We start from the raw sequence: 24402 nt of genomic DNA, 5'->3' as shown, positions 1-24402 counted from the left end.
GCCAAAGGTTGCAGTGCCGTTTTGCCCGTGAATGGGGGGGTGGAGCTGGCCAACTGGCGGAACCTTGGCCCCTGGCCCGGCACCTTCGGGCATGGATGGATCCTGGCGCCCCCTTCTGGCAGGTCCACGCCTGAAGCAGGCGAGAGCGGCCGTCGATGAGATCCTGGACAGCTTGCCGGCACCGCAGGAATCGGGGTGGGGAGCCACCCTTGCCGGCGGGCATGCCGGGTTTGCGTTGGCCTTCGCCTACGCGGCAAGGGGCAACCATGGGAAGCAGGGCCCTGCCTGGAAATCCAGAGCCTTGGCGCATCTCGAAACCAGTGTGGCGCTGCTTCCCGAGCTGCGGGAGCGCCCCGGCCTTTACGCCGGCTACAGCGGAGTCGCCTGGACAGTGGATCACCTGCAGAAAATGGGGATTCTGGATGAGCCGGAGGATCTGAACGAAGCTGTTGATTCGGCCTTGGTGCAGCTCCTGGAGAAGAATGCATGGCGGGTGCCGTGTGAACTCATCGACGGATTGGCGGGAATCGGCCTTTATGCCTTGGACCGGCCCGGCGGAGCTGGCTCCCAAAAGGTGGTCCGCCTGGTGCTTGAACGGCTCTTGGCGTCCGAGCACCGGGTGCTTCATGGGGGGGCGGGGCATGAGGCCCCTATCGACGGCTGGACCGGATCGCGCCCGCAAGAGCCGGACGGCCGAATCGACCTGGGGGTCGCCCACGGAATCCCGGGAATCCTCGGGTTCCTGGCTAGTGCCTACGGCCAGGGGCACGCGCCGGCATTGCCGTTGCTCGAGCGCACTTTGACCTGGCTGCTCTCCTGCCGGATGTCACATCCTGACGGTTTTGTATTCGGCCGCTGGGTAAACCCAGGGAATTCTTTGGCCATGGACGGCTGTCGGCTTTCATGGTGCTACGGCGATCTCGGGATTGCAGCCGTGATGCTGGGTGTCGCCAAGAGTTCCGGAAAGGAACGGTGGCGCCAGGTGGCGATTCATTTGGGGTCGGCTTGCGCCGAACGACGGGAACCATGGGCCGGAATCCATGATGCGGCCCTGTGCCATGGTGCCGCGGGGGATGCGCATCTGTTCTCGCGGCTGTACCAGGAGACCGGTATGGCCCGGTTTCGCGACAGGGCCTTGGAGGGATATGACATGGCGCTGGGCATGCGCAGAGCCGGAACCGAGGCCGGAGGGTTTCTTGCCTACATTCCCGCAACGGAAGGCAGCGAGGTGGAATGGAACCCTGACCCGGGCTGGCTGAACGGTTCAGCGGGGATAGCGCTGAGCTTCCTGGCCGGGATGGATGCGGGGGATCCCGGATGGGATCGACCCATGCTTGTCACGGGAGGAGATGTCATGCGTCAGAAGTAATGCGCACTCGGGTCATTCTGGAGGCGCGGTCTATTCGTCCACGCCTGTCACCCAACCCTGCTGAAGGGCCAAGGGCATGCCCTTTTGGACCGCAGCCAATCCTACCTTTTTCAGCCATGGCCGCACCTCGTTACCCGGCAACACCGAGAAGGTGATGAAGGGGAACGCGAGCTGGGGATTCCTGTTCCTGCCAAGGCGGTCGGCATGCCACTCCGCCACCCCCATGTCCTTTCTCACCCATTCGATCACGGCAAGATACTGCGTGGATGGTTCACCTTCCGTGGGGCCGAAGGTGTCTTCCAGGGTTGGTCCGGGATGGTCGCTTCGTCGTGGCATGGTTTCACCCTCGGAAAGGTAGTACGTTCAAGGTCTGACCTTGGAGGCGGGGCAGCCATGGGGATTGAATGCCGGCGCCGTGAATTCCGGGAGCGCCAGCCGATCCTGCTCCAGGTGCCCGCCCCGGCGGTCTTGCCGCGGAAGGCCTACACCATCGAGGAGGCCGCTGAAGTTCTGGATGGTGGGCGGAACACAATCATGCGGCTCATCGAGGAGAAGCGGCTCCGTACCGTGCGTTGCGGCAAGCGCGTGATCATCCCAGTCGTGGCGGTGGACGATTTCCTCGCGGCCCCGAACCCGGAAGACACGGGATAGACGGCGGCCTTCAAGGTCACGCGGGGGGCCGATCTTCACCCGGTTGGGGCGCCGTTTGGGTCCTTCCTGGTCCTTCCTGATCCCGGATGGTTTGCCTGCAACTTCGGGGATGTTTCGGGGAAGGTGTCTATTACGGGGATGTGAACGCGAAAGAGGCCGCTCGTAAGCGGCCTCTTTTCTTTACTGGTTGGCGCGAGTGGAATCGAACCACCGACCCCTACCGTGTCAAGGCGCGACAAGGGGGTTTTTCTCAATTCGGCGAACCCAGGTGAACTCGGGTTTTCTCGGAAAATATAGGATTCTGTTCATCCGGTGCCGGGCAGGGGTCGGGGTGTTCGGGAGGAGTTTTGGGCCTATTGTGGGCCCAGGATGAGACGCCGTCTCAATTGATTCCTTGATCACCAAAGTCTTTGTTCATGCGGTACAGCTGGCTTCGAAACACTCTGTGATAAGGGTGAGCTTATGCAAATGGGGGTTGGGTTAGGCACGCCTTCGCTTGGATCAGGACCAGGCATCGGTTCTTTGCTCGGGTGACAGCATTGTAGAGAAGCCGACGTTTCTGGTCATCACTGCCGCCTGTAGCAGCAGGCCAAAGGACGATCACATTGTCGAACTCCCGGTTTTTCGCACCGTGGACAGTCATGCCCTTCCAGCCTTCCCCATCACCTTTGTGGGCCCTCCGCCGTTGAGCAAATCCTTGCCTGATCGCTTGTTCTATCTCACTTCTCGTAAAGGTAACCTTGCCCCGAGCCCTTTTTTGTATGTCCAACCAGTCTGCAAGATCTCTTGCTACCCGGAAGTCACCCGCATTGTCGAGTATGGAAACTAAGGTGGGTATGTCGTTCACATCTTGTAGAGCGATTTTGCTGAGATAACTTTCGGCGGCTTTCGTCTCCGATTCCTCCCATTTGATTGAATATGGACCTGATCCCCTCTTCGTCCTGTTCGCTGCGGCCCAACTCACGGTTCCAAGTGAAAACGGGCACAAAGAGGGTGTAATAACTGCGACGCGCTTACCACCGCCGAACCAGCATAAATTTTGAATTAGCCACGTTCCGGCAAGCGGCAATTTGGGAGTCAATTGGACTTTGAATGCGGTCCCTGAGGTGGGCGGCTCTCCTCTGCGAATGGCAGCGGCAGCATCGAGAAGTTCTGTAACTCTTGTTCGTCGGGGTTGAATGAGTTCCTGAGCTGAACAAACCTGGGCCAACCATGTGCAGGCAGGGTTGGGGCGTAATTCTTCATTCAGGCATTGGAACTCGTCGGCGGCTGCGAAAACCTCCTGCCTCGCTGACAAACCTTCGACAACACGAAGGCGGTTGGCAGTCAGGTCCTGTGCCTCATCTACCAGGAGGATGGGATAAGTGGCTGCCACCCACCCACGAACCTCGTCAACCTGTAGCAAGCCGCCTGCGGCGTCACACACCCCCTCGTACTGATCCGGCTCAAGTCTGGTGAACCCTAGGGCGGCTGCGAGAGACGACCACCTTCGAACCAATTGCCATGCGAAGCTGTCAATAGTGGAGCAATTCGTCCGTCCCCTGGCGGCAGGCTGCTGTGCCAGCCGTTCTTCCAGCCGGCGCCGGGAGCCATGCATAAACGTCAGGGCCAGAACTTTCTGTCCCTCTCTGAGGGGGTTGGCCTCCAGATGGCAAGACAGAGCCTTCATCAGCTGATAGGTCTTGCCACAGCCGGCACCACCCGTGAACGCATGAACTGTCACGGCTGGAAGACCCACACGCCTTCAGGGCCAGGGAGAAAGCGCTGCGTCGTAGGGGACCCAGCACATGCGCAAGCCAGCCCACTGAATAGCTCGGCAGCGCGTTTTCGGCAAGATTCGTTATTCGCAATGGCCTCGGCAACATGTTCGTATGCCACGATGTCCATTTTGTGTCCTTTTAAGTAGGCCACGACATCACTGCTGGACCTGATAGATGCCTGAGGGATCTCAGCAAGCATCGCGATCGCGGCGTCCTCGCCTGCTTTCAGAACCCATCCAACAATGTCTTCGATCATTGCCCCATCATTCCAACGGATGATCGCTGCGGGGGGCGCTGGGGTGTCTTTCAGATGTTCCACATAACGCAGTCCTTCCCTGTCGCCATCGACAAGGCAGGACGCATTTCTATGTAATCTGGCCATCAGGCGGTGGGTTTCAACTACCTTTGCATCTTCGGTTGGAACAACTCCCACCTCGATTCCATAGGGGCGACTTAAGGTTTCCACCCAACCTGAAGTCGTCATCAATGGTTTCCAGATGCACCTAAGTAGATGGAAATCTGCCTTCCCTTCAGGTACAAGCAACGATGGCTGCATTAACGCACCGAGAACATCTATTCGGCTGTGTTGTAAAAGTCTTCTCTGCCAGTTTGGTGCCACTTCCGGTAGAGGTTCCTTGAGGAATGGCTCAGTGGATAGAACACCGGCGTGCTTTCTTAGAATCAATACGGAAGTTGGGTCAGCCATGCTTGCAACGAGTGGCGAGTGAGTTGTCACGAATGTCTGGGTTGAAAGCGCTTGCACGCGCCGCACCAAGTGCTGCTGGGCCGAAGGGGGGAGGTGAATTTCTGGCTCTTCAAGGGCCATTAAGAATTCGCCACCTCCCGCTGCGCGTGCCCGACCCAATTCAAGGAGTAGGAGCAATCCTTGCATTGAAACAAGTCCACTTCCTTGTCTAGCGGCGGGGATGCTATTCCCGTCTTCCCCTTTAAAATGAGCTGTTACGGCTTCCATTACAGAGCGGCTGTCCGTCGCAGTAACTCGAAGCTGCACTTGGGGCGCATTTGGGAAGGAAATGGCTAGTTCCTTGTTTAAGCTCTGAACTAGCGGTTCAATGCCTGGGTCAGCATCAATTGGTTGCTCCGGTGAACGAAGGCGGTCTCGCTCAGCCAGGAGGGAGGCGGCTGGTTGCGCAGCGGCTGCTGCCACAGTCCGCTTGAACAATTCGTTGCCCCAGGAGAAAACTTTGTCCCACGTGCGACTTGCTCGCACAAGGTAAAAGCTCAATTCCTGAATAAGCTTGCCGGGTATTATTGCCGGGGCGTCTTCCGAAAAAGGGTCAATAGGTTGGTCGTGGTCATAGAAATATCGAAGTGTTTCTACTGCCAAGGATTCTTGATCAAACCTGGCTTGCACTGCGAGTTGGCAACACAGTTTCCATGCTTGGTTTTCCCTCCGGGGATGAACCGTGCCAGAGGCTCCATCAAGCCATTTGACTACCGCTCTACCTTCCCGAAACCACTGGCTGCTTTCTTCCGGATCGTCATTGGGAAAATCCGTAAGGGTGGCGATGATCTTGATTCGATCGGCTGCTTGAGGGCATGACCCGAAAAAATCATGCTCAGTGAGCTCCCGAACCAGTCGGTCCCTTCCCAGAAGAAGGGCGAGGGCTTCGATCAATGTTGTTTTGCCTGTGTTGTTGTCCCCGATGAGAATCGAGTGTTTTCCGAATTGAACAACGCCCGTGTTTACGCCGCGGAAGTTCTCAATCTTCAGGGTAGCTATTCTCATGGCTTTTATCCAACGAATGGACTCGATGCCCTTACCATATATCCCTTAGAGGATTTTTTAAATGGTAGATGTTTAATTCCTGGTCTCCTGAATCCATCCCTATTGTTCCTTGACCGGGTCATTCCACTCTGGGTCTTGGAGATCGGCTTTGGCCTTGAAGTGGTTAAGCACTCGCTCCAAGCGGCGCACAAGGTCATCATATGTGACTACATCTACAATGTTCTTATTCTGGCGGCGGAAGATCTCGAAATCAGCCATCTGCTGATTTGTAAGGTCATTATCGCGTCCCATGATGACTAGGCCGCAAGGATTGACAATTCGGATTTTGAGTCCGACGGGAAGGTGCTCCTTGAAACGTTCTGTTAATTTGTCTTCCCCTTGGTTGCCCCATCGGTTTAGGTGGAAAAGGTATTTTTCGACCTGTGTAACCGCTCCTGATAGTTCGTGGTGAGGGACGTGGTTATTTCGATACGTTCCTTCGGTTACGATCTTGGCCTTGAATGGTTTCTTGATTTCAACTACGTCAATATTTCCGTTAGCATCGACCAGCATGATGTCGACCTGACGATTGCCTCCGGTTAGGGTATCCTTGATAATTACTGATGTAAAACATGCAACATATTTCGGATTTAATAGTTGTAAAATTCCTAAAATTTCCTTCTGCCAGTGGCGCTCGGTATAGCCAACATCCTTTTTGAGCATTGATCTGAGCTTTTTGAGTAAGTATTCGTATTTTAGTGCCTCTACTTTCCGGAATGGCTGGATGGGGTCCTTGGGGTCAGAAGTAATGCGTTTTGCTACGTAATTATGAAGAAGGGCATTTGCATCAATTTTGGCATCAGAAAATTCACGAAACACTATGGATAAGCGTGACTTGATATAATATTTTAATTCGTAGGCAGTTGGGAATTGCGCAATTAGTTTTTCGTATTCATTGATTGGAATTGCGTCGCTTGCATCGCCCCCGATTACAATACGACTGGGTTTTAAATCTGCGAGTAACTTCAGTACGGAGACTTTTTCCTCTGCGGTGAACCACTTCCAGGTTGGATTTGATCCTCTAGCTATAAGCACGGGGACTTTGATCTGGATGATTGCTGGATTGAAAACGAAATATTTCCCCTCGGCCTGAGCTACTACAAAACTAATCTCCGAATCGTCGTAATCTACATCATTCAGATTGTTTGGTTCTGTTTTCTCCAAAAGATCCGCTTTGGTAAGGTGAAATGTGCCCTTTATGTCGAGCGCGTCGCCCCTTGCAAATCGCTCATGAATCCATGAGGCGCCATCCCGTGGGCTATAGATGAGGCACAGTTTTGTGCCGAGGGCGATGAATTGGACAGCTGAGCTCGTCACGAATTTCTTTCTACCCAATGGAATGGCAATTATCTTAGCGCGCATCCTGAAATTTGGTCAGGGTGTATGAGTTGTTTTGTTCTCGGCGTCATGTGGTGGTGCTACGGTCGCCGCGAGGAAGTTTGGGGTCTTATCAGGCCTGGAGGGTGAATGGCGAGGACCAAGCGAAGTACGGACTTGGACACCCGCAATAAGAGGCTTGAACTGGCTTTAGGGCGCCGCTGGATGGATACGCTGGGGCCAGGCGCTTACTTATCCTATGAGCGGCCCCCTTCTGGGGGCAGCGGTTCATGGATTGCCCGATGGTGCGACCTGGAAGCCACTCCACGGGTATACAAGCAGGCCCGGGTGGGAACCGCCGACGATTTCATGGACGCCGACGGAATCAAGATCCTCACCTTCACCCAGGCCTCCAAGGCTGCCCAGGCGAAATTCACCGAATGGTCCCGTGCCGCGGTCCTGGTTGCCGGTGGGGAGGTTCCCCATGAAGGCCCCTACACCGTGGCTGATGTCTGGCGGGATTACCTGGCCGATGCCAGAGTGCGGGGCGTTCACGGTGTCCGGATCATGGACCAGATCGCCCAAGCCCACATCCTGCCCGAGCTGGGCGCCATGGACGTGACAGCCCTGACACCGCGGCGGGTGCAGCGGTGGCATCAGGAATTGGCGCAGCAGCCCCGTCGGCGGACGGGCCGGGCCCGGCGGGAAGGGGAGGAGGTGATCTTTCAGGAGAAACCGGCCACCGACGATGAGCGCCGCGCCCGCAGGGATACCGCCAACCGGATCCTCACCAACCTGAAAGCCGCCCTGAACTTCGCCCAGCGCCACGGCCATGGCCGGGGCGTGAATTGGTCTGAAGTGAAGCCCTTCCGAAACGTCAGCCAGGCTCGGGTTCGCTTCCTGTCCGTGGAGGAGCAGCAGCGGCTGGTCAACGCCTGTCCTCCCGAGTTCCGGGCCTTGGTCCAGGGGGCGCTGTTCACGGGCGCCCGGTACGGCGAACTCACCAAGTTACAGGTCCGGGACTTCAACGCCCAGGCCGGCACCTTGTTCATCCAGTTCGGCAAGGCCAAGGGCGGCGGCTATAAGCCGCGCCATGTGGCCTTGACCGAAGAAGGGCAGCGTTGGTTCGTTTCGCACTCGACTGGCCGTCGGGGCGACGAGCTGATGTTCCGTCGGGGTTCCGTGGCACGGTCCGGCCGCAAGGAGGCCTTGTCCGGTTTTGACGGGTGGGCGGCCTATGACGAGGTCCACGCCATGGAGTTGGCCTGCGAGGCCGGCCAGGTGGACAAGGTGACCTTCCATGAGCTGCGGCACACCTATGCATCTGGCCTAGTTAATCGGGGGGTGCCCCTGGCTTTCGTGGCCGAGCAGCTGGGCCATTCGGACATTCGGATGGTGCAGAAGCACTATGGCCACCTGGCGCCCAGCGCCAAGGCGGAGGCCATCCGGTCCTTGGCGCCCGTGCTCGGGATTGGTGGGCTGGGGGTGGTTCAGCCCCTTGAGATCGCCAAGCCGGTTTCGGGCTGAGGGGTGAAAGGGCAGCTTGTGAAGGGTGCGGCGGATTCGCCTCCCGAATCGGTTTCGTCGGTGTGGCTTGGCTTGCGGAAGACTGGTTCCATCTTGACTTCTCTTCGTTTGGGGCCTAGATTTACCGTGTTTCCGGTAGTTTCACCGGATATCAGGTTTGGCATTCCAGATGTAGGGGGTAAGCAAAATGAATAACGTGCTTACAGCCGCCACGGCAACCCCGTCAAGGAGTCTGATTGGCAAGAAGCTCCGCGACCTCCGGAAGGGGCGGAGTTTGTCTCAGGGGGAGCTGGGCCGGATCCTGGGCCTCTCCCAAAGTGCCATTTCTGAGATCGAACTCGGGCAGAGTTCCCTGTCCGCGGAGCAGTTCATTCATGTGCTCAAGTTCTTCAACGTGCCGGCCAGCCATTTCGACCCCACCCCTGGAGACACCGGGGGAGCCATCCAGAAGGCCTTGGCCGCCCATGGTGCGAACCACCTGGCGGAGGATCCCAACCTCCTTCCCAGCGAAAACCTGGCCCGGGTGGATTCCATCATTCGGGAGGCCCTTGTTTCCGGGGAGAATCCTCGGGCCCTGACGGCTCTCGCCCCGGTCGTCATCCGCAATATCGGCCAGATAAACCTGGCCAAGCTGTTCGTCCAGTTCAAGGACTACCACTTGGAGAACCGGTACGGGTGGTTGCTCGACAATATCCTCTCAGCCATCGACCTGGCCCTCGGGGCGGCGCCTTCCCGGAAGCAGGCCCTGGCGCTCACAAAGGCTGCCACGGTTCTTCGAAGCCACAGGGACCGGGTCTTCGGCGGGGGGCGTTCCCAGGAGGCCCCCTTCGAGGACTACCTGGGGCTGCCCTTTGCGAGTCCCAAGACGAAGCAGGAGGTCCTCCGGAAACGCTCCGCGATTTCGGAGGCCTGGAACATTCTCACCACGATCCAGGTCACGGATTTCGCCGCGGCCATCCAGGAAAGCCATGTCCCCGACGCCCATTGAACGATTTCTCCAGGCCATCGATGAACAATGGCCTGAGACCGAGCCCCGGATCCCCTTCCGGGTGCTGGGTTCGACCGCCCTTATGCTCCAGACGGCCTACATCCGAGGCACGAAGGACAGCGATGTCCTCGGCGTCGATCCGATCATCGGGAAGGTGGCGCAGGATCTGCTCGCCTTGGCGGGGAAGGACACGGCCCTGCATCGGAAGCATCACGTATACCTTGACGTGGTCGGCTCCGGGGTCCCATTCCTGCCTCATCCGCCCAAATGGAACCAGGTCAGGGAACTGAATGCGAGGCTGCGGTCATTCGAGGTCCTGGCGCTGGACATCCCGGATGTGGTCGTCAGCAAGCTGAAACGCTTCCACGACAATGACAAGGCGGACATCAAGGCCATGACGGATCGGAACTTGGTGGATCACGCCTATTTGGTGGAACGGTTCCTGTCGGCGGCTGACGTCTTCTCCATGGATGCCCGCGCGCAGCACCTCACCCGCTACGCGGAGAACCTTAATTGGGTCGAGCGGGAGTGCCTGGGGGTCGCGGAGACGGAGTACGAACTGCCTCCTTGGGCGGACGCTTAGCCTCGGCGGGGAAGAGGAAGACGTACGGACCCAGCTTGGCCTGGGCGAGTTGACGGATTCGGTCCCGGGCGCGAGGTGACAGGGGCACGGTGTGCTCCTTGTGGGCCTTCATCCGCTCAGCGGGGACGGTCCACAGGGCCTTCTCGAGGTCGAACTCCTCCCACCTGGCCTTGATCACCTCGTTGGTGCGGGCGGCGGTCAGGATCAGGAATTCCAGGGCCAGGGCCGCCACCCCGTTCTGCCTGCGGAGGGCGGCGACGAAATCCCCAATCTCCGTGTAGGGAAGGGCAGGGTGATGCTCCTGGGCCTGGACCTTGCCAGGCCTCGGCAGGATATGGTCCAGATTCCCCCTCCACCTGGCGGGATTGTCCCCGGACCGATAGCCGCTGACGGTGGCCCAGGCCAGGACGGATTCGATGCGCTGGAGGACGCGGCTGGCGGTTTCGTTCTTGGTGGTCCAGATGGGGTCCAGGACCTTCCGGATAAGGGGGAGGTCGATGGCCGACACGGGCAGCTTGCCGAGGACGGGGGAGGCGTAGGTGGCCAGGGTGCTGGTCCACTGGTGGGCATGCTTGGCGTTCCGCCAGCCGGCCTTCATATCGGCGATGCAGCGCTCAGCGGCCTCATCGAAGGTGAGGACGGTGGCGGCGGCGATCTTCTGCTCGGTGCGCTTCTGCTGCCGCTGAAGGAGCGGGTCGTGGCCGTCAATCAGCATCCTTCGCAACTCGGCAGCCTTCTCCCGGGCATCAGCCAGGGACACGTCGAGGTAGCTTCCGAGGCCGTGTTCCACCTTCCGGCCCGTGGCGCGGTCGCGGTAGCGGAAGCACCAGCACTTGGTGACGTTGTCCGTGGGCCTTTCCCTGGTGCCCCTCGGGCGGACCGAGCCCCGCAGGTGGATCCTGAGGTAGAGGCAGCCGCCATCCAGGTGGTAGCCCGGCGTTGTCGCCTCTGCTACCTTCCTCGCACTAAGTCTGTTTCGTACGGTGTTCATCTGTAGACCCGCAATATAGCTCAATCCACAGTCGTTTCCATCCACCCTTGGGAGTGCGATTCCTGGATCTCCGGAGAGTTTTCGTGACCCTTCGGGCCGGCCCGAAAGCAAGTGGTGGCGAGGCTTTCGAGACACCCGGATCCTTCGGGATCCGCCCCCCCGGCAGACCCACTCTCCGACCAACCCTGGCGGGTTAATACGTATTGGCCTCCAAGGCGGGGGCCTGCATGCCGAGGGCGGCTCGGAGAAGCCGACCTATGGCGTTGGGTCGGCCTTTTGGCCTGCGTACCGGGAATCACCTTGGTGGATCCACGGCGTTCCCTGTGGATTCGCGCCGGTCCGCGGAAGGCGTTTTGGGCCTATTGTGGGCCTGGGCGAATCTTGAGACGGCCTTGTGCCGGAATAAAACAAGAGGCACCCAATGGGTGCCTCGTTCGTTTTGGTTGGCGCGAGTGGAATCGAACCACCGACCCCTACCGTGTCAAGGTAGTGCTCTAACCCCTGAGCTACGCGCCAATGTGTCGGCGAAGGTTCATTATACCTTGTCGGTTCCGGAAGTCGAGGGGTCTTTCTCGGGGGCGGCGTGGCGCTGGGCGCGGGTGTGGAAGGTGTCGCGGTACACCTTGCGTTCGCCTTCAGGCACAGCGGCGGGTTCGGGGGGGAGGCCCCAGCGGGAGCGGCGGATGCGGAGGATGAGGGCGAGGGCCAGGAGGAGGAGGACTTCGGGGTATTCGGCCAGGAGGCGGCCGGGGGTGAGGCGGAACTGGGCGGGGCGGATGCCGGTGGCGTAGAAGTTGTCCAGCACCCAGAAGGTGTCGTGGCGGTGGAGCTCCAGGGCCTCCCGGCGGGGCAGGCTGATGGTCTCGGCCTCGCCGCCGATGAGGACGCTCACCTCGCGCTGGAAGGCATCGTTGGAGTCCTTGTCCACTTCGACCACTTCCACCTGGTAGACGTCGGGCCAGTGCCAGGCGCCCTGGGGCGCGAAGATGATCAGGGCGGCCTGGACGAGGAGGATCCAGGCGTGGATGGCGGCCACGGTCCAGAGAGCCGCCAGGGCGAGGGTGCGCCTCGTGATGACCAGGTCGTTCATGCCTCCATCCTACGGTGGTAGCGAGGTGTCGGGGGGGCGAGCTCGATATGCACGTTGTAATACAGCGAAGTGCACAATTGGAAGGGTGAATGGCATCTTTGCAAGCCCATGAAGCGGCCGTCCCGGCGCACTGTATGCTCGATGCAAGAGAAGCGAATGACCCAGCAAGATTCCCGCAGTCTGAAGATCGCCATAGCCGATGATGAGTCCCTCTCGCTGCTGAGGTTGGGACGATGTCTGGAAAAATCAGGCTGTACGGTGGTCGGGAAGTTCGCGGATGGGGCCACCCTGGTGGACTGGCTCCAGGGCCATGATCAGCCGGACGCGCTCTTCATCGATGTGAAGATGCCCGGCGCCAGCGGGCTCGATATCCTCGCCGAATACTCCACGCGGCTCCCCATCGTGCTGGTCACCAGCGGTGCGGAGTTCGCCGTGCCCGCCTTCGATTTCGAGGCCACGGACTTCCTGCTCAAGCCCTTTTCCCAGGAACGCATCGAGAAGGCCCTTGAGCGCGTGCGCAAGCAGCTGGGGGTGGCCCAGGCGGCGAGCCTCGCGCAGCCGGCGCCCCGGATCCCGGTGCTCGCGGGCACGGGCACCCTCCTCCTGGAGGTGGCCAAGATCAGCCACTTCAAGCTGGAGCGAGCGGCCGTCTGGGCCTGCACGGCCTCCGGGGAGTTCCAGACCCGGTGGCGGTCCCTGAACCAGGTGCTGGAGGCCCTGCCCGGCGTCCGGCTCATCCGCCTGAATCGCACGGTGGTGGCCCGTCCCGAGGGCGTGCGGGGCCTCCGGGTGCTTCGCTACGGGAAGCGCATGATCCTCCTGGCGGACGGCCGGGAGTACATCGCGACCCGCATGGGCACCCGCGAGCTGAACCGCATCCTGGGTCTCCAGTGATGCTCAACCGTTGAAATGTTCACTTCAGGTCCCGGAATGTGCCCTTCGCTGCGCGAATCGGGCGCTCTTCGCCGGGGGGTGAAGCTTTCGTGGTTTTGAATGGTGAATTCCCGACAATTTTCATGTTCAAGCATTCTTTTGCGGGGAGGCTCCAGGCCCGTTCGCGGAGGGTGCGGGTGATCGGAGGAAATCCGTCTATGATCCAGACCTTTCCAGCCGAGGGGCCACACGCCAGGGCCGGGCGACACCGCGGGGAACGGGGCCTTGCCCTCATCGAACTGCTCGTCGTGATGGCCATCATCTCCATCCTTTGCCTGGTCTACGCCTTCTCGGTCATGGACCGCACGGCGCCGGCCGTGAAGGGCACGCTCAACGGCATCTACGGGGCCCTGGTGGAGGCCCGGACCCTGGCCCGCGGCAGCGGCCAGGCCGTGACGGTGGCGCCCACGGGGACGGGTTCGGCGGCGGCCTTCGCCTACCAGACCGCGGCCACGGGCGGGCCCGCCGTCGTATCCAGTTCCGTCACCCTCACGTTCGGCGCGAGCCAGGGGCGCTGGTCCCTGGCCTCGGAGCCCAGCCTGGCCCAGCGCGCCATGGTGGACATGACCGGCGCGACCTCGGGCGCGTCCACGGCCATCACCAGCCTGCAGGGGAAGCTCAGCACGCTGGCGGTGGACGGCGGCACGGTCTTCACGGCCGGGATGTGGACCAACAGCCTGGCCGATCCCTCCCGCACCTGGACGATCAACGCCAACGGCTCCCTCGACGCGGAGGGCTACATCGCCGTGGTGGCGGCCCGGGGCGGGGCCCCGGACCCGGAGGGCCCCGTGGGGGTGCTGCTGGTCACCCAGACCGGCTCCATCCTGCGGTACTACCGGTCGAGCCCGACCGCGACCTGGATGCGGCTGTGAGGGCCCGGGGCGCGGCGCCGGCGGGGCAGGGGGGCTTCACCCTGGTGGAGTTCCTGCTGGCGGCCTTCATCCTCTCCATCGGACTTCTCGGCCTCGCGGCCCTCCAGGCCGCCTCCACCGCGGCTTCCACCGGCGGCAGGGGCCGGGTGACGGCCTCGTACGTGGCCGACCAGGTGCTGCAGCAGGTCCAGAGCGAGGGCCAGCACAGCTACTTCGCCAAGATGAACGGGCTGACCCCGGCCTACACGGCGCTCTACACCAAGGATCCTGGCACCTCCAAGGACCCGGCGCCGGTGGGCGGATTCAATGTGGACGGCGTGCAGGTCACGACGTCCACGGGGGCCGCCGTGGCGAACCTGGCCAAGCTGGTCCCCGATCCCCAGAAGCGCGTGCCGGTCTACGCCGCGTCCTGGGCCCGGCTGGCCTACCAGGGCACCGCCCCCGTGTCCGCCATGCACTCCCAGGAGTTCGTGGTGAACGTCACCTGGACCGACGGCGCGGTGAACCGCGTCATGAGCATGAGCCGCTATGTGCGCTACTAGACGGACCCACCTGGGCTTCTCCCTCGTCGAACTCATGGTCGCCGTGGCCTTCACGGCGATCCTCATGGCGGGCCTGGCCCGGGTCTTCCGGGGCTCGGCGTCCAACTACGCCGCCGTGAACGAGACCATCGGCATCCAGCGCAGCAACCGCTGGGCCCTCGAGCAGATCTCGGACGACTTCTCCCAGGCGGGCATGATCTTCCCCGACCGGGCCCTCCCCACCTACATCATGAGCGGCAGCGAACCCCTCTTCTCGCTGGCCCTCGACCAGGCCCTCACGGTGAAGCGGATCAGCGACACGGATCCCACGACCACCCAGGACGAGACGGTGACCTCGGACGTCATCGAGTTCTTCCAGGACATCCCCCTGCGGGTCCGGGCCGAGTTCGCCACGAACACGGACGGCGAGGACATCGCCTACACGGGCGTGCCCACCTCGCCCCCGACGAGCGTCACCCTCAACCTGCTGGCGGGGAACATCACCGACCTCCAGGCCAACGACGTCATGGTGATCCTGGACAGCGGCGAGAAGGGCTACTGGGAACATCCGCTCATCGCCGGAGGCACCAACCCCATCGCGTTCCAGACGGACCAGAACGTCGTGAACCGCTTCGCCATGGGAAATGGCACCGTCGGCCTCAAGAAGCCCCACTTCGCCAAGGTGCCGGTCATGTTCATGCGCCCCGCCCAGCTGGTGCGCTTCTCCGTCCAGGCGGTGGGCCTGGACCCGGCCAATTCGGGGGTCCGGCTCCCGTGCCTGGTCCGGCAGCAGGCCGATTATCCCCTGACGGGCACGGTGGACTGGACGAAGGTCCCGGGCCGCATCGTGGCCGAGAACGTGGACGGCTTCCGCCTGGACCTGTCCTTCGACGGCGGGCGCACCTGGACGCGGCCCACGACGGGCACGGTGGACTGGGCGACGATGCAGGCCAATGCCAACAGCCAGCTGAACTCGGCAGGCCTCCAGGGCCTGAAGTCCATCACCGATCCCCTCCACCCGGACTGGTTCCGCTCCATCAACTGCCTGATCCGCATCGACCTGACCTCGCGGACCCCCCTGCGCCGGAGCGAATACGCCACCACGCCGGGCACGCGGGCCTACCGCACCCGAACCCAGACCATCCTCGTTTCTCCAAGGAATTTCGCGTATGGCTCCTGAACCTTTCCGTTCCGCCTCCCGGGACCGGGAGCGGGGCGCCGTGACCATCCTGGCCACCCTCGCCCTGCTGATCCTGGTCACGATCCTCACCTTCGCCCTGGGCCGCAACGCCCTGACGGAGGTGGCCAGCTCGGGGACCGTATGGCAGTCCGCGCGGGCCTCCGAGGCCGCCGAGGCCGGCCTGGACTGGTACCTGCTCTGGACCAACCCCGAGAACGCCGCCGCCGCGACGGACCGGGACCGCCAGCGGCTGGTGGAGGCCTTCCGCCAGCTCAACACCCTGGGGGCCTGGCAGTCCAGTCCCTACCTGCTCAACCCCGGCTGGGTGGACTCGGCCGGCGTGGCCTGGGACCGGGCGATCCTGGTGGGTTCCACCGAGGGCTCCTCGGCGTCCGACATGGTCCTCACCCGGTCGGGGACGGGCTTCCTCCAGACGGGGCTCGCCACCGTCCAGAGCTTCGACGTCACCGTGCGCTACCTGGGGAAGTCCGATGTGGCCGAGGTCTCGGCCGCCCAGGGCGGCACGGGCTCCACCGCAGGGGGGGCCACACAGCAGACGGGCCTGGCCTCCTCGCTCTACCAGGTGCAGGGCATCGGCAAGGCCAGCGTTCCCACGGGGCTGAACACCTACGTTCGCTTCAGCGCCACCCGTGAAATGTTCGTCACCGTCGCCCCCTGATGCAGGAGATCCACGCCATGAAGTGCTTCCGCGCGATTTCCACCCTCCTGCTGGCCCTGGCCCCGGTCGTGGCCACGGCCCAGCTCGACACGCGCCTCCAGACCTGCAAGACCGACGTGCTCGATGTGTACACGGGCGGCACCTCCGCCGCCGCCAAGCCGGAGATCATCACCCTCATCGACAACTCCGGATCCATGAACGGCGTCTACTGGAGCAAGCTCTACTACGCCGACGCGGACCGGACCTCCACCCAGGGCTCCACGGGGCAGAGCATCCACAACAACGTCTGGGGCCTGCCCGCGGGCGATTTCCAGAACCGGGTGGTGCCCGTGGTGTACTCCAGCGGCTCCGGGTCCAGCATCTCCGTGTGGGTGAACCTCCACGAGGGCAAGGCCATCGACCCGTCGCCCGGCAACGTGGTATCCGGCCTGAAGAACGGCATCCTCATCAAGCCCAACGGGGACCCCGTCGTCTATTCGGACGTGAACAGCACGGACGTGAAGCTCTGGGTCCAGCGGGCCAGCCACGTGCGCTTCTCCTTCGCCTCGAGCTCTTCCGCCGTGAACTACTCGTACGTGAAGTCGGACGGGACCACGGGCACCTATGCGGTCGGGAACCTGAACATCAAGCCGCGGCCCTATTCGGGCGGCGCCGGCGGCAACTACACCTCCTACTCCGCCACGGACATCAAGCGGTCCGACAAGATCCGCGTCGTGGACCTGCCGCTGCCCTGGGCGCTCTTCGACGCCGTGCCCTACTACGAGGGCCAGAACCGGTCCCTGAGCCCGGCGCCCCAGTGGCCCACGGGCGGCAACGGCAACTATGCCGACGCGGTGGCCAAGAAGCACCCCCAGCACACGTACATCTTCGACAAGGTGCCGGATTCCAACGGGAACCAGACCAGCAAGGCCCAGTGGTACGAGGTGGACGGCATCTGGTCCCAGGGCTTCGACGGCAACGACGGCATCCTCCAGCCCTGGACGGGCGCGACGAGCGCCAAGGGCAAGATCGGCTGCTTCAACTACGGGGCCGACTACCTCATGTGGATCGCCTTCGGCCAGGACGTGCGGAACGCCACGGACGACGGCATCACCGCCTACACCGGGACCAACGCTGGCAGCTACGCGGTCAAGGACGTGCGCGAGGGCGGCGCCGCCTGGAACAACCAGCTCCCGGGCATGACGCGCTTCATGGCCATCAAGCGCTGCCTGATCCAGACCTGGGTGGACAACCAGCTGGATGTGGAGTGGGCCCTCCGGTTCTTCTACGGGGATCCGGATTCCAGCAGCGGCACCACCGCGCCGACCCAGTACGATTCCAACAATACGAACGGGAACCCGGGCGACCGTGAGCTCCTCAAGCTCACCCAGCCCACCAGCGCCAACAACCCGGACGAGCGGCTCCGCTACGTCATCACCATGCGGGCCTCGGGCAGCACGCCCCTCACCAACGGCGTGATGAACGCCTATGCCCAGTTCGCCAACACCAACACGGGCAACAGTGTCTTCCCCAAGGACGTGCCCTCCTGCACCCAGAGCTACCTGATCATCCTCTCGGACGGCGGGCCGACGGACGCGGGCGGGGATTCGGATCCCTACGCCACGGGCGTCGCCAACGGCAACAAGGCCGTCGCCACCAATCCCAGCTACATCAAGGGGGCGCGCGCCTACAACAACTTCTACACCCTCGCCGGCATCGCCGCCCACTACCCCACCTCGAGCTCGATCTCGGGGATGCCCACCGATAACTACAGCGCGAACGTCAAGGTGCCCTGGGTGATCACCTCCCGGCCCAGCGGGATCACGCGGCGCATCAGCACCATGACCATCGGGGTGAGCCTGGAGGGCAACCTGAACGACACGTACGGGGCCAAGAAGGCCATGTACGCGGCGGCCCTGTACGGGTGGGAAAAGCGGACCACGCCGTGGGACATCAACAACAATCCGCCGCCGTCCTACAACCCCCTGGACCCGAATGCGGCCGACAAGCAGAAGAACCCCTTCTACTTCGATGGCAAGGACCCGGACGGCCTGTCCGATGCCCTCTCCCTCGCCTTCGGCATGGCCCGCAGCGCCACCAACACCATGGGCTCCCCGGTGGCCCCCCTCGTCGGCCTCAATGTGGGCCGGCAGACCTACGTGGGAACCTTCATCACCAACCAGAGCTCCGTCTGGACCGGGGACCTCCTGATGACCGGCCTTTCGGTCCTGGGGAACCAGATCAACATCCTCGACAAGAACGGCGCGGTCCTGGCGGCGACGAGCGGTCTCAACGCGGGCAACGCCGCGTGGTCCGCGGCCGACGCGCTCGCCACCCGGGGCTGGAACAACCGCAAGATCTACACCCTCTCGCCCTCCTCCGCGACCACCTTCACGAACACCCTGGTGGCCTGGAACGAGAGCCTCACGTCGAGCATCACGAACGCCATGCTGGGGGTCTCCTCGGATACCGAGCGGCGCAGCCTGATCCGCTTCATGATGGGGGCCAGCCTCGCGGCCCAGGCGGACACCTCCGCCAACAGCTCCATCACCGGGGTCCGGGCCGACATCATGGGGGACATCATCAACAGCACCCCCGTCATCCTGGAATTCCCCACCTCCGCCATCCCCTCGGGCAGTTCCCTGGCGACTTTCCATTCCGATTTCAAGAGTCACCTGACGGACATCCACTTCCGCCTGATCATCGTCGGCGACAACCAGGGCCTCCTGCACGGGTTCGGCGAGGTGAGCGGCATCCCCAAGGCCACCGAGACGGTGGGGGGGCGGCCCCTCGTCCAGGGCGTGGTGGAAGGGGCCGTGGACGAACTCTGGGCCTTCCTGCCCCCCGATTTCCTGGGCGGCCTCCAGGCCTGGCGGAACGGGACCACCCACCGCTTCCTGATGGACGGCTCGCCGACGGTCTATTTCAACGAGGCCGGGACCCGCAACGGCATGGTGGACGGCAATGACGTCGTCCGCATCCTCGTGGGCCTGCGCAAGGGCGGGCGCAGCCTCTACTGCCTCACCTTCACCAACAATGATCCGACCCAGCTCCAGGTCGCCTGGAAGATCCGGCCCGACGAAATCGCGCCGACGGACACCACGTCCCCCAACCAGACCCTCAAGACCCTCGGCTTCAGCTCCAGCACCCCGACCATCTCCCGGATCCGCTATGGCGGCGTCCTGACCGACGTGTTCCTCATGGGCGGCGGCCTGACGACGCCCGAGGTGGACACGGCCTTCTCCGCCGCCACCACGGCGACGCCTCCGGGCTACGGTTCCGGCACGAAGCTGGGCCGGTCCGTGCTCGCCCTCAATGTCCGGGACGGTTCGGTGGTGAAGGTGTGGGATTTCGCGAAGGACGCGACCCTCAAGTCGGCCTTCCCCTCCATGGGCTGCATCCCCGCCTCCGTCACGCCCGTCGAGGCCATCAGCAACAGCAATTCCACGCAGCGGGTTTACTTCACGGACACCTCGGGCGGGGCCTATGTGCTGGGCGCGATGGCGGCCAGCGGCTCCCGCAGCGACACCATGAACATGGACAGCTGGTCGGTGCGCCGCCTCTACACGCCCAAGTACGCCGGCACCGCCGTCAGCGTCGCGCCGGTGGTGTTCAACCTGCCCTACGGCTTCCCCGTGGCCCGGACCACGGCCCCCAAGGCCATCGTCCCCACCTGGGGCGTGGTGTTCGGGACCGGCGACCGCAACGATCCCATGGACCTGGATTCGGTGAATCCCGGCGGGGGCGGCACCTCGTACCGCAACCGGCTCCTGGTGGTGCTGGACCGGCAGGACAGCGCCGACATCACGGGCACCCTCGGGCCCATCGACACCAAGGGCCTCACGGACGACGACCTGGCCGACCTCACCGCCATCGCCTCCTCCTCCGGGACGGCGGTGGACAGCTCCCAGACGAACTACTACCTGAAGACGAAGTTCGGCTACTACCTCAACTACACGGTGGGGACCCAGAAGTCGGCCTACGTCTCCGCCCAGGACCGGTACGCGTACCAGAAGACGGTCACCCCCTCCGTGGTCCTCAACCGGGTGCTGTTCTTCTCCACCTACACGCCCGAAGCCACTTCCACGGCCTGTTCCGGCTCCGGCTACAGCTACTCGTTCCGCATGTGCGACGTGCTGGCGCCGGTCTTCAACAACGGGGCCCAGGCCGTGGCCACGCCCGGAAGCCTCTGCGACAACGGCTGGTATGGCTCCTTCAACGACATCTCCAGCGAGATGGCCACGATCGGCCTGGCCGGCGTGCTCCAGACCGGCGAGGTGAGGAACGGCGCCACGGGCTCGGGGACCATCGGCACTCAGCCGGGGCCGGGCAAGCCGCCCTCCACCATGCCCAGGATCCGGGCCTGGCGCATCATCCGGTAGGGCCTGAAGCAGCGGGGGGCGCCAGGGGCGCCCCCCGCGTTCATTCGACCGTCACGCTCTTGGCCAGGTTCCGGGGCTGGTCCACGTCGCAGCCGCGGATGACGGCGATGTGGTAGCTGAGGAGCTGCAGGGGGACGACGTAGAGGATGGGGGCCAGCCAGGGGTTCACCCTGGGCAGGGCCAGCACGTCCTCGGCGATGTGGTCCAGGCCCGTGTCCCCCTCCTCCACGAGGGCGAGGATGCGCCCGTCGCGGGCGGCGGCCTCCTGGAGGTTCGAGAGGACCTTCTCGCGGTGGGCGTCCCGGGGCATGAGGGCCACGATGGGCAGGTGCCGGTCGATGAGGGCGATGGGGCCGTGCTTCATCTCGCCGGCGGGGTAGCCCTCGGCGTGGATGTACGAGAGCTCCTTGAGCTTGAGGGCGCCTTCCAGGGCGATGGGGTAGAGGGGGCCGCGGCCCAGGTAGAGGAAGTCCGTGGCCTCGTGCCACTTCTGGGCCCAGGCGTGGAGCTGGCGGTCCATGCCGCCGGCGCGCTCGAGGAGGGCCGGGAGCTCGCGCAGGGCCTGGATGATCTCCTCCCGCTGGCCGGGGGCCAGGGTGCCCCGGGCCTCGCCCAGGCGCAGGGCGAGGAGGAGGAGCACCACCAGCTGGGTGGTGAAGGCCTTGGTGGAGGCGACGCCGATCTCGGGGCCGGCGTGGGTGAGGAGGGTGGCCTCCGCCTGGCGGGCCGCGGTCGCGCCCATCACGTTGCAGATGGCCAGGGTGCGGGCCCCCCGGGAAGCCGCTTCCTTGAGGGCGGCGAGGGTGTCGGCGGTTTCGCCGCTCTGGGTGATGCCGATGGCCAGGGTGCCCTCGGGGACCACGGGATCCCGGTAGCGGTATTCGGAGCCGTAGTCCACCTCGACGCCGATGCGGGCCAGGTGCTCCAGGTAGAACTGCCCCACGAGCCCCGCGTGCCGGCTGGTGCCGCAGGCGAGGATGGTGATGCGCCGGATGGCCCGGAGCTCGTCCAGGGTGTAGGGCAGGTCCAGGGGGATCTCCCCGCCGTCCAGGGGGAGGCGGTCCAGCAGGGTGTTGGAGACGGCCAGCGGCTGCTCGAAGATCTCCTTCTGCATGAAGTGCTTGAACCCGCCCTTCTCCGCGGCCACGGGGTCGTAGGGCACGGTGAAGACGGGGCGCTGGACGGCTGTGCCGTCCAGGCGGAAGAGGGACACGCCCTCCCGGGTGATCTCCGCCAGGTCGCCGTCCTCCAGGTAGATCACCCGGCGGGTGTGGCGCAGGAGGGGGATGACGTCCGAGGCGATGAAGTTCTCCCCTTCGCCCAGCCCCACGACGAGGGGGGGGCCGCTCCGGGCGACCAGGACCCGGCCGGGGTCGGCCGCGTGCAGGCAGGCCACGGCGTAGATCCCGTGCATGCGTCCGATGGCCTGGCGGAAGGCCTCCCGGAACGCCAAGCCGGAGGCCATGAGGTGGGAGACCAGGATGGGCAGGCACTCCGTGTCCGTCTCCGTGGCGAAGGCGTGGCCCGCGGCCGTCAGCTCGGCCCGGAGCTCCAGGAAGTTCTCGAAGATGCCGTTGTGGACAGCCACCACGGTCCCGTCGGGGCTGCGGTGGGGGTGGGCGTTGGCTTCGGTGGGCCGGCCGTGGGTGGCCCACCGCGTGTGCCCGATGCCCAGCGAGGTGGGATCCGCCATGTCCACCCGGGCCTGGAGGTTGTTGAGCTTGCCCGAGGCCCGGGTCACGCGGAACCGGCCGTCGCCGGGGTTGAGGGCGATTCCGGCGCTGTCATAGCCGCGGTATTCGAGGCTGCGGAGGCCATCCACGAGGATGGGGGCCGCGGCCTGGCTGCCGATGTATCCGACGATTCCGCACATGGGAGCTCCTGCCTGGTCCCCATTCAAGAGCATTCGCTGGATTTTGACAATGTGGTCCGTGCGCCCACAGGGTGTGTGCCCGGGTGTGGCGGGGGGTGTGGCGCCGGCGCCACAGTCGGGGCCCGCGGAAAGATGTAAAGGTGGCTTGACATCCCACCGGCGGTGCCCCAGGCTGATGTCAAGCAAGTTTGACACACAGGTGCGCCATGGCCCATCCCATCCTCGAGAACCGCGTGCGCGAGGTCCGCACGGCGCGGGGCCTCACCCAGCAGGATCTGGCGGACGCGGTGGGGGTGTCCCGCCAGAGCATCAATTCCATCGAGCAGGGGCGCTATGTGCCCAGCCTGCCCCTGGCCCTGCAGCTGGCGCGGCACTTCGGGCTGGCCACCGACGACCTGTTCACCCTCAAGGAGTCCTGAATGTTTGACGAAAGATTCATCATCCATCGGTACAAGGCCACCAGCCATGCCGCAGTGGCCGGCGCCGGGGTGCTGTGCGCCTTCCTGATCCGGGGCCTCCTCCGCGGCGAGGGCCTGCACCGGGACCTGATGGCCGTCCTGGTCGTCATGGCCGTCACGAAGGTGATCGCCCTGACCTATCTCCGGCTGAGGGGCTGACCATGTGCCGCGCCCAACGCACCCCCGTCACCGGATGGTTCTTCTGCGGCCTGGCCTGTGTGTCCGGCGGGAACCTGCTGCCCATGCTCGCGCGTCACGGCTGGCTGGGAACCCTCCAGCCAGGCCTGCTCGACTTCTTCCGCGGCCTCCTCGCCGGGGCCGGCGTGGTCCTCTTGATCGTCCACCTGGTCATCCAGCGGCGCCAGCGCAAGGCCGGCGCCCCGGACGGCAGGGCCTGACCGGGCCCAGGAGCCAGGCTCTTCGCAGCCCTTCGGACGGCCTCACCTCGGGATGGGAGGCGAACCTGCCTTCAGCGTCCAGGGCTTTCTAGACGAGGCTGCGGATGCGGGCGTCGGTGCTCTCGATCTCCGTGATGCGGAAGGCGAAATTGCCGTCGACCACCACCACTTCGCCCCGGGCGATGAGCTTGCTGTTCACCAGGAGCTCCACCGGGGCGTCGGCGGCGCGGTTGAGCTCCAGGATGCTGCCGGGGGTCAGCTTGAGCAGTTCGCCCAGCTGCATTTCGGTCTGGCCCATCCGAACCATGAGGGGCAGCTCGATGTCGAGGAGGAGGTCCAGGTTGCCCGTATCCACCGCGGACTGCTGCCGGGCGGTGGGACCCGCGGCCGGAGCGGCGGCGGGGGCGGGGGCCGCGGCCGCGCGGGCAGCTGGCGCGGCCGCCGGAGCCGCGACGGGCTCGGGGGCGGCCGGCGGCGGGGCCGCGGGCGGTTCGCCCAGGCCCAGCTTGCGCTTCAGCTGCTGCACCAGCAGGTCGGGGATGAGCAGGTGGATCTGGGTGGAGAGGTTCTCCTGGGTGGTCTCCAGGGGCAGGTCGTAGAAGGGCCCGGGCCCCATGAGTTCCTCCAGGCCGGTGGCGTCGCCGCCCTCCATGGAGAAGATCTCGACGTTGGAGATGGAGAGGGTCTCTCCCGCCAGGTCCGACAGGGCCTGGTTGGCGCTGCCCATGATCTGGTTGAAGGTCTCGGCCAGGGCGTCCTTGCTGTCGCCGGCCAGCTCCGTGCTGGGGGTCCCGTCCCCGCCCAGCATGAGGTCCACCAGCATCGTCCCCTCCTTGAGGGGGAGGGTGAACAGGAGGGTGCCGGTCATGCCCTTGGTGTAGTGGGCCTTCACGTAGACGACGGTGGCCTGGTGCAGCACCGAGACGCCGGTGTGGTCCAGGGTGTTGCCGTCCTGCGGCTTGATGGCGAATTCCCGCCCGGTGAGCATGGAGAACACGCTGGCCATGCTCTCGGAAAAACAGCCGCCGATCTTCTGATCGAGGTCGGACATCACGGGATCCA

General features: G+C 63.9%; 22 protein-coding genes and 1 tRNA gene. 14 read left to right on the top strand and 9 right to left on the bottom strand.

What is annotated here, in order from left to right:
* The first annotated feature begins 31 nt into the window (after positions 1 to 31).
* Entirely contained in the window at positions 32 to 1369 is a 1338-nt protein-coding gene (locus R2J75_RS12350) for a lanthionine synthetase C family protein (RefSeq protein ID WP_316410277.1), read from the top strand.
* A gap of 30 nt (positions 1370 to 1399) precedes the next feature.
* On the opposite strand, the gene R2J75_RS12345 is transcribed toward R2J75_RS12350, so the two are convergent.
* Positions 1400 to 1705 (bottom strand): hypothetical protein, encoded by a 306-nt coding sequence (locus R2J75_RS12345; RefSeq protein WP_316410276.1) that lies wholly within the window; start codon positions 1703 to 1705, stop codon positions 1400 to 1402.
* A gap of 57 nt (positions 1706 to 1762) precedes the next feature.
* Here R2J75_RS12345 and R2J75_RS12340 point away from each other — a divergent pair, with 57 nt between their 5' ends.
* Positions 1763 to 2020: a helix-turn-helix domain-containing protein gene (locus R2J75_RS12340; RefSeq protein WP_316410275.1), complete on the top strand. Its 258-nt coding sequence runs from the start codon at positions 1763 to 1765 to the stop codon at positions 2018 to 2020.
* A gap of 460 nt (positions 2021 to 2480) precedes the next feature.
* On the opposite strand, the gene R2J75_RS19920 is transcribed toward R2J75_RS12340, so the two are convergent.
* From R2J75_RS19920 to R2J75_RS12330, 3 genes are all read right to left on the bottom strand, one after another.
* Positions 2481 to 3743, bottom strand: coding sequence for an ATP-binding domain-containing protein (locus R2J75_RS19920; protein WP_394365841.1), 1263 nt, complete (start codon positions 3741 to 3743; stop codon positions 2481 to 2483).
* Positions 3740 to 5530, bottom strand: a complete 1791-nt coding sequence (locus R2J75_RS12335) for an ATP-dependent nuclease (RefSeq protein WP_316410274.1) — start codon at positions 5528 to 5530, stop codon at positions 3740 to 3742. The genes R2J75_RS19920 and R2J75_RS12335 overlap by 4 nt, the downstream gene beginning before the upstream one ends.
* A 99-nt stretch (positions 5531 to 5629) precedes the next feature.
* On the bottom strand, positions 5630 to 6931 hold the full coding sequence (locus tag R2J75_RS12330) for a Shedu immune nuclease family protein (RefSeq protein WP_316410273.1): 1302 nt from the start codon (positions 6929 to 6931) through the stop codon (positions 5630 to 5632).
* Positions 6932 to 7234: 303 nt separating this feature from the next.
* Between R2J75_RS12330 and R2J75_RS12325 the strand changes: the two genes are divergently transcribed.
* The 3 genes from R2J75_RS12325 to R2J75_RS12315 all read left to right on the top strand — a co-directional run bounded on the left by R2J75_RS12325 (position 7235) and on the right by R2J75_RS12315 (position 9984).
* Positions 7235 to 8413, top strand: a complete 1179-nt coding sequence (locus R2J75_RS12325) for a tyrosine-type recombinase/integrase (protein ID WP_316410272.1) — start codon at positions 7235 to 7237, stop codon at positions 8411 to 8413.
* 187 nt (positions 8414 to 8600) lie between these two features.
* Positions 8601 to 9401 carry a helix-turn-helix domain-containing protein gene (locus R2J75_RS12320; RefSeq protein WP_316410271.1) on the top strand — a complete coding sequence of 267 codons (801 nt, stop codon included), beginning with the start codon at positions 8601 to 8603 and terminating at the stop codon, positions 9399 to 9401.
* Positions 9382 to 9984, top strand: coding sequence for a DUF6036 family nucleotidyltransferase (locus tag R2J75_RS12315; protein WP_243331981.1), 603 nt, complete (start codon positions 9382 to 9384; stop codon positions 9982 to 9984). The genes R2J75_RS12320 and R2J75_RS12315 overlap by 20 nt, the downstream gene beginning before the upstream one ends.
* On the opposite strand, the gene R2J75_RS12310 is transcribed toward R2J75_RS12315, so the two are convergent.
* The 3 genes from R2J75_RS12310 to R2J75_RS12300 all read right to left on the bottom strand — a co-directional run bounded on the left by R2J75_RS12310 (position 9911) and on the right by R2J75_RS12300 (position 12065).
* A complete protein-coding gene (locus R2J75_RS12310; RefSeq protein WP_316410270.1) occupies positions 9911 to 10975 on the bottom strand; it encodes a tyrosine-type recombinase/integrase in 1065 nt (354 codons plus the stop codon). The genes R2J75_RS12315 and R2J75_RS12310 overlap by 74 nt on opposite strands.
* Before the next feature lie 440 nt (positions 10976 to 11415).
* A tRNA-Val gene (locus R2J75_RS12305) sits at positions 11416 to 11491 on the bottom strand.
* 19 nt (positions 11492 to 11510) lie between these two features.
* The gene (locus R2J75_RS12300; protein WP_243331985.1) at positions 11511 to 12065 is read right to left on the bottom strand and encodes a hypothetical protein; all 555 of its coding nucleotides are present in this window, start codon (positions 12063 to 12065) and stop codon (positions 11511 to 11513) included.
* Positions 12066 to 12173: 108 nt separating this feature from the next.
* Between R2J75_RS12300 and R2J75_RS12295 the strand changes: the two genes are divergently transcribed.
* The 6 genes from R2J75_RS12295 to R2J75_RS12270 all read left to right on the top strand — a co-directional run bounded on the left by R2J75_RS12295 (position 12174) and on the right by R2J75_RS12270 (position 20611).
* Positions 12174 to 12959 carry a LytR/AlgR family response regulator transcription factor gene (locus tag R2J75_RS12295; protein WP_308220513.1) on the top strand — a complete coding sequence of 262 codons (786 nt, stop codon included), beginning with the start codon at positions 12174 to 12176 and terminating at the stop codon, positions 12957 to 12959.
* 197 nt (positions 12960 to 13156) lie between these two features.
* Positions 13157 to 13870 carry a pilus assembly FimT family protein gene (locus R2J75_RS12290; protein WP_316410269.1) on the top strand — a complete coding sequence of 238 codons (714 nt, stop codon included), beginning with the start codon at positions 13157 to 13159 and terminating at the stop codon, positions 13868 to 13870.
* Positions 13867 to 14412, top strand: coding sequence for a type IV pilus modification PilV family protein (locus tag R2J75_RS12285; RefSeq protein WP_243331990.1), 546 nt, complete (start codon positions 13867 to 13869; stop codon positions 14410 to 14412). The genes R2J75_RS12290 and R2J75_RS12285 overlap by 4 nt, the downstream gene beginning before the upstream one ends.
* Entirely contained in the window at positions 14399 to 15571 is a 1173-nt protein-coding gene (locus tag R2J75_RS12280) for a PulJ/GspJ family protein (RefSeq protein ID WP_243331992.1), read from the top strand. The genes R2J75_RS12285 and R2J75_RS12280 overlap by 14 nt, the downstream gene beginning before the upstream one ends.
* Positions 15561 to 16250 carry a hypothetical protein gene (locus tag R2J75_RS12275; RefSeq protein ID WP_243331994.1) on the top strand — a complete coding sequence of 230 codons (690 nt, stop codon included), beginning with the start codon at positions 15561 to 15563 and terminating at the stop codon, positions 16248 to 16250. Before R2J75_RS12280 ends, R2J75_RS12275 begins: the two co-directional genes overlap by 11 nt.
* A 17-nt stretch (positions 16251 to 16267) precedes the next feature.
* Complete coding sequence (locus tag R2J75_RS12270; RefSeq protein ID WP_316410268.1) at positions 16268 to 20611, top strand: pilus assembly protein; 4344 nt, start codon at positions 16268 to 16270, stop codon at positions 20609 to 20611.
* Between the two features lie 40 nt (positions 20612 to 20651).
* Here R2J75_RS12270 and glmS read toward each other — a convergent pair whose 3' ends face one another.
* A complete protein-coding gene (gene glmS / locus R2J75_RS12265) occupies positions 20652 to 22484 on the bottom strand; it encodes a glutamine--fructose-6-phosphate transaminase (isomerizing) (RefSeq protein WP_243331998.1) in 1833 nt (610 codons plus the stop codon).
* 206 nt (positions 22485 to 22690) lie between these two features.
* On the opposite strand from glmS, the gene R2J75_RS12260 reads away from it, so the two are divergent.
* The 3 genes from R2J75_RS12260 to R2J75_RS12250 are packed head-to-tail and all read left to right on the top strand — an operon-like array spanning position 22691 to position 23340.
* On the top strand, positions 22691 to 22903 hold the full coding sequence (locus tag R2J75_RS12260; protein ID WP_243331999.1) for a helix-turn-helix transcriptional regulator: 213 nt from the start codon (positions 22691 to 22693) through the stop codon (positions 22901 to 22903).
* Positions 22904 to 23101, top strand: a complete 198-nt coding sequence (locus R2J75_RS12255; RefSeq protein ID WP_316410267.1) for a hypothetical protein — start codon at positions 22904 to 22906, stop codon at positions 23099 to 23101.
* 2 nt (positions 23102 to 23103) lie between these two features.
* Complete coding sequence (locus tag R2J75_RS12250; RefSeq protein ID WP_243332002.1) at positions 23104 to 23340, top strand: hypothetical protein; 237 nt, start codon at positions 23104 to 23106, stop codon at positions 23338 to 23340.
* 88 nt (positions 23341 to 23428) lie between these two features.
* Here R2J75_RS12250 and fliN read toward each other — a convergent pair whose 3' ends face one another.
* Entirely contained in the window at positions 23429 to 24391 is a 963-nt protein-coding gene (fliN, locus tag R2J75_RS12245; protein ID WP_316410266.1) for a flagellar motor switch protein FliN, read from the bottom strand.
* Positions 24392 to 24402: the final 11 nt, after the last annotated feature.

It is taken from the genome of Mesoterricola sediminis, from assembly GCF_030295425.1.
GTDB lineage: Bacteria > Acidobacteriota > Holophagae > Holophagales > Holophagaceae > Mesoterricola > Mesoterricola sediminis.
The sequence above is the reverse complement of the archived record's forward strand: the minus strand, read 5'-3'. Positions and strand labels throughout refer to the sequence as shown.

Coding starts and splice junctions, on each gene's coding strand:
- R2J75_RS12350 (WP_316410277.1), top strand. CDS start 32: ATGGGGGGGTGGAGCTGGCCAACTGGCGGAACCTTGGCCCCTGGCCCG.
- R2J75_RS12345 (WP_316410276.1), bottom strand. CDS start 1,705: ATGCCACGACGAAGCGACCATCCCGGACCAACCCTGGAAGACACCTTC.
- R2J75_RS12340 (WP_316410275.1), top strand. CDS start 1,763: ATGGGGATTGAATGCCGGCGCCGTGAATTCCGGGAGCGCCAGCCGATC.
- R2J75_RS12335 (WP_316410274.1), bottom strand. CDS start 5,530: ATGAGAATAGCTACCCTGAAGATTGAGAACTTCCGCGGCGTAAACACG.
- R2J75_RS12330 (WP_316410273.1), bottom strand. CDS start 6,931: ATGCGCGCTAAGATAATTGCCATTCCATTGGGTAGAAAGAAATTCGTG.
- R2J75_RS12320 (WP_316410271.1), top strand. CDS start 8,601: ATGAATAACGTGCTTACAGCCGCCACGGCAACCCCGTCAAGGAGTCTG.
- R2J75_RS12315 (WP_243331981.1), top strand. CDS start 9,382: ATGTCCCCGACGCCCATTGAACGATTTCTCCAGGCCATCGATGAACAA.
- R2J75_RS12310 (WP_316410270.1), bottom strand. CDS start 10,975: ATGAACACCGTACGAAACAGACTTAGTGCGAGGAAGGTAGCAGAGGCG.
- R2J75_RS12300 (WP_243331985.1), bottom strand. CDS start 12,065: ATGAACGACCTGGTCATCACGAGGCGCACCCTCGCCCTGGCGGCTCTC.
- R2J75_RS12295 (WP_308220513.1), top strand. CDS start 12,174: ATGAAGCGGCCGTCCCGGCGCACTGTATGCTCGATGCAAGAGAAGCGA.
- R2J75_RS12290 (WP_316410269.1), top strand. CDS start 13,157: ATGATCCAGACCTTTCCAGCCGAGGGGCCACACGCCAGGGCCGGGCGA.
- R2J75_RS12280 (WP_243331992.1), top strand. CDS start 14,399: ATGTGCGCTACTAGACGGACCCACCTGGGCTTCTCCCTCGTCGAACTC.
- R2J75_RS12275 (WP_243331994.1), top strand. CDS start 15,561: ATGGCTCCTGAACCTTTCCGTTCCGCCTCCCGGGACCGGGAGCGGGGC.
- R2J75_RS12270 (WP_316410268.1), top strand. CDS start 16,268: ATGAAGTGCTTCCGCGCGATTTCCACCCTCCTGCTGGCCCTGGCCCCG.
- glmS (WP_243331998.1), bottom strand. CDS start 22,484: ATGTGCGGAATCGTCGGATACATCGGCAGCCAGGCCGCGGCCCCCATC.
- R2J75_RS12260 (WP_243331999.1), top strand. CDS start 22,691: ATGGCCCATCCCATCCTCGAGAACCGCGTGCGCGAGGTCCGCACGGCG.
- R2J75_RS12255 (WP_316410267.1), top strand. CDS start 22,904: ATGTTTGACGAAAGATTCATCATCCATCGGTACAAGGCCACCAGCCAT.
- R2J75_RS12250 (WP_243332002.1), top strand. CDS start 23,104: ATGTGCCGCGCCCAACGCACCCCCGTCACCGGATGGTTCTTCTGCGGC.
- fliN (WP_316410266.1), bottom strand. CDS start 24,391: ATGTCCGACCTCGATCAGAAGATCGGCGGCTGTTTTTCCGAGAGCATG.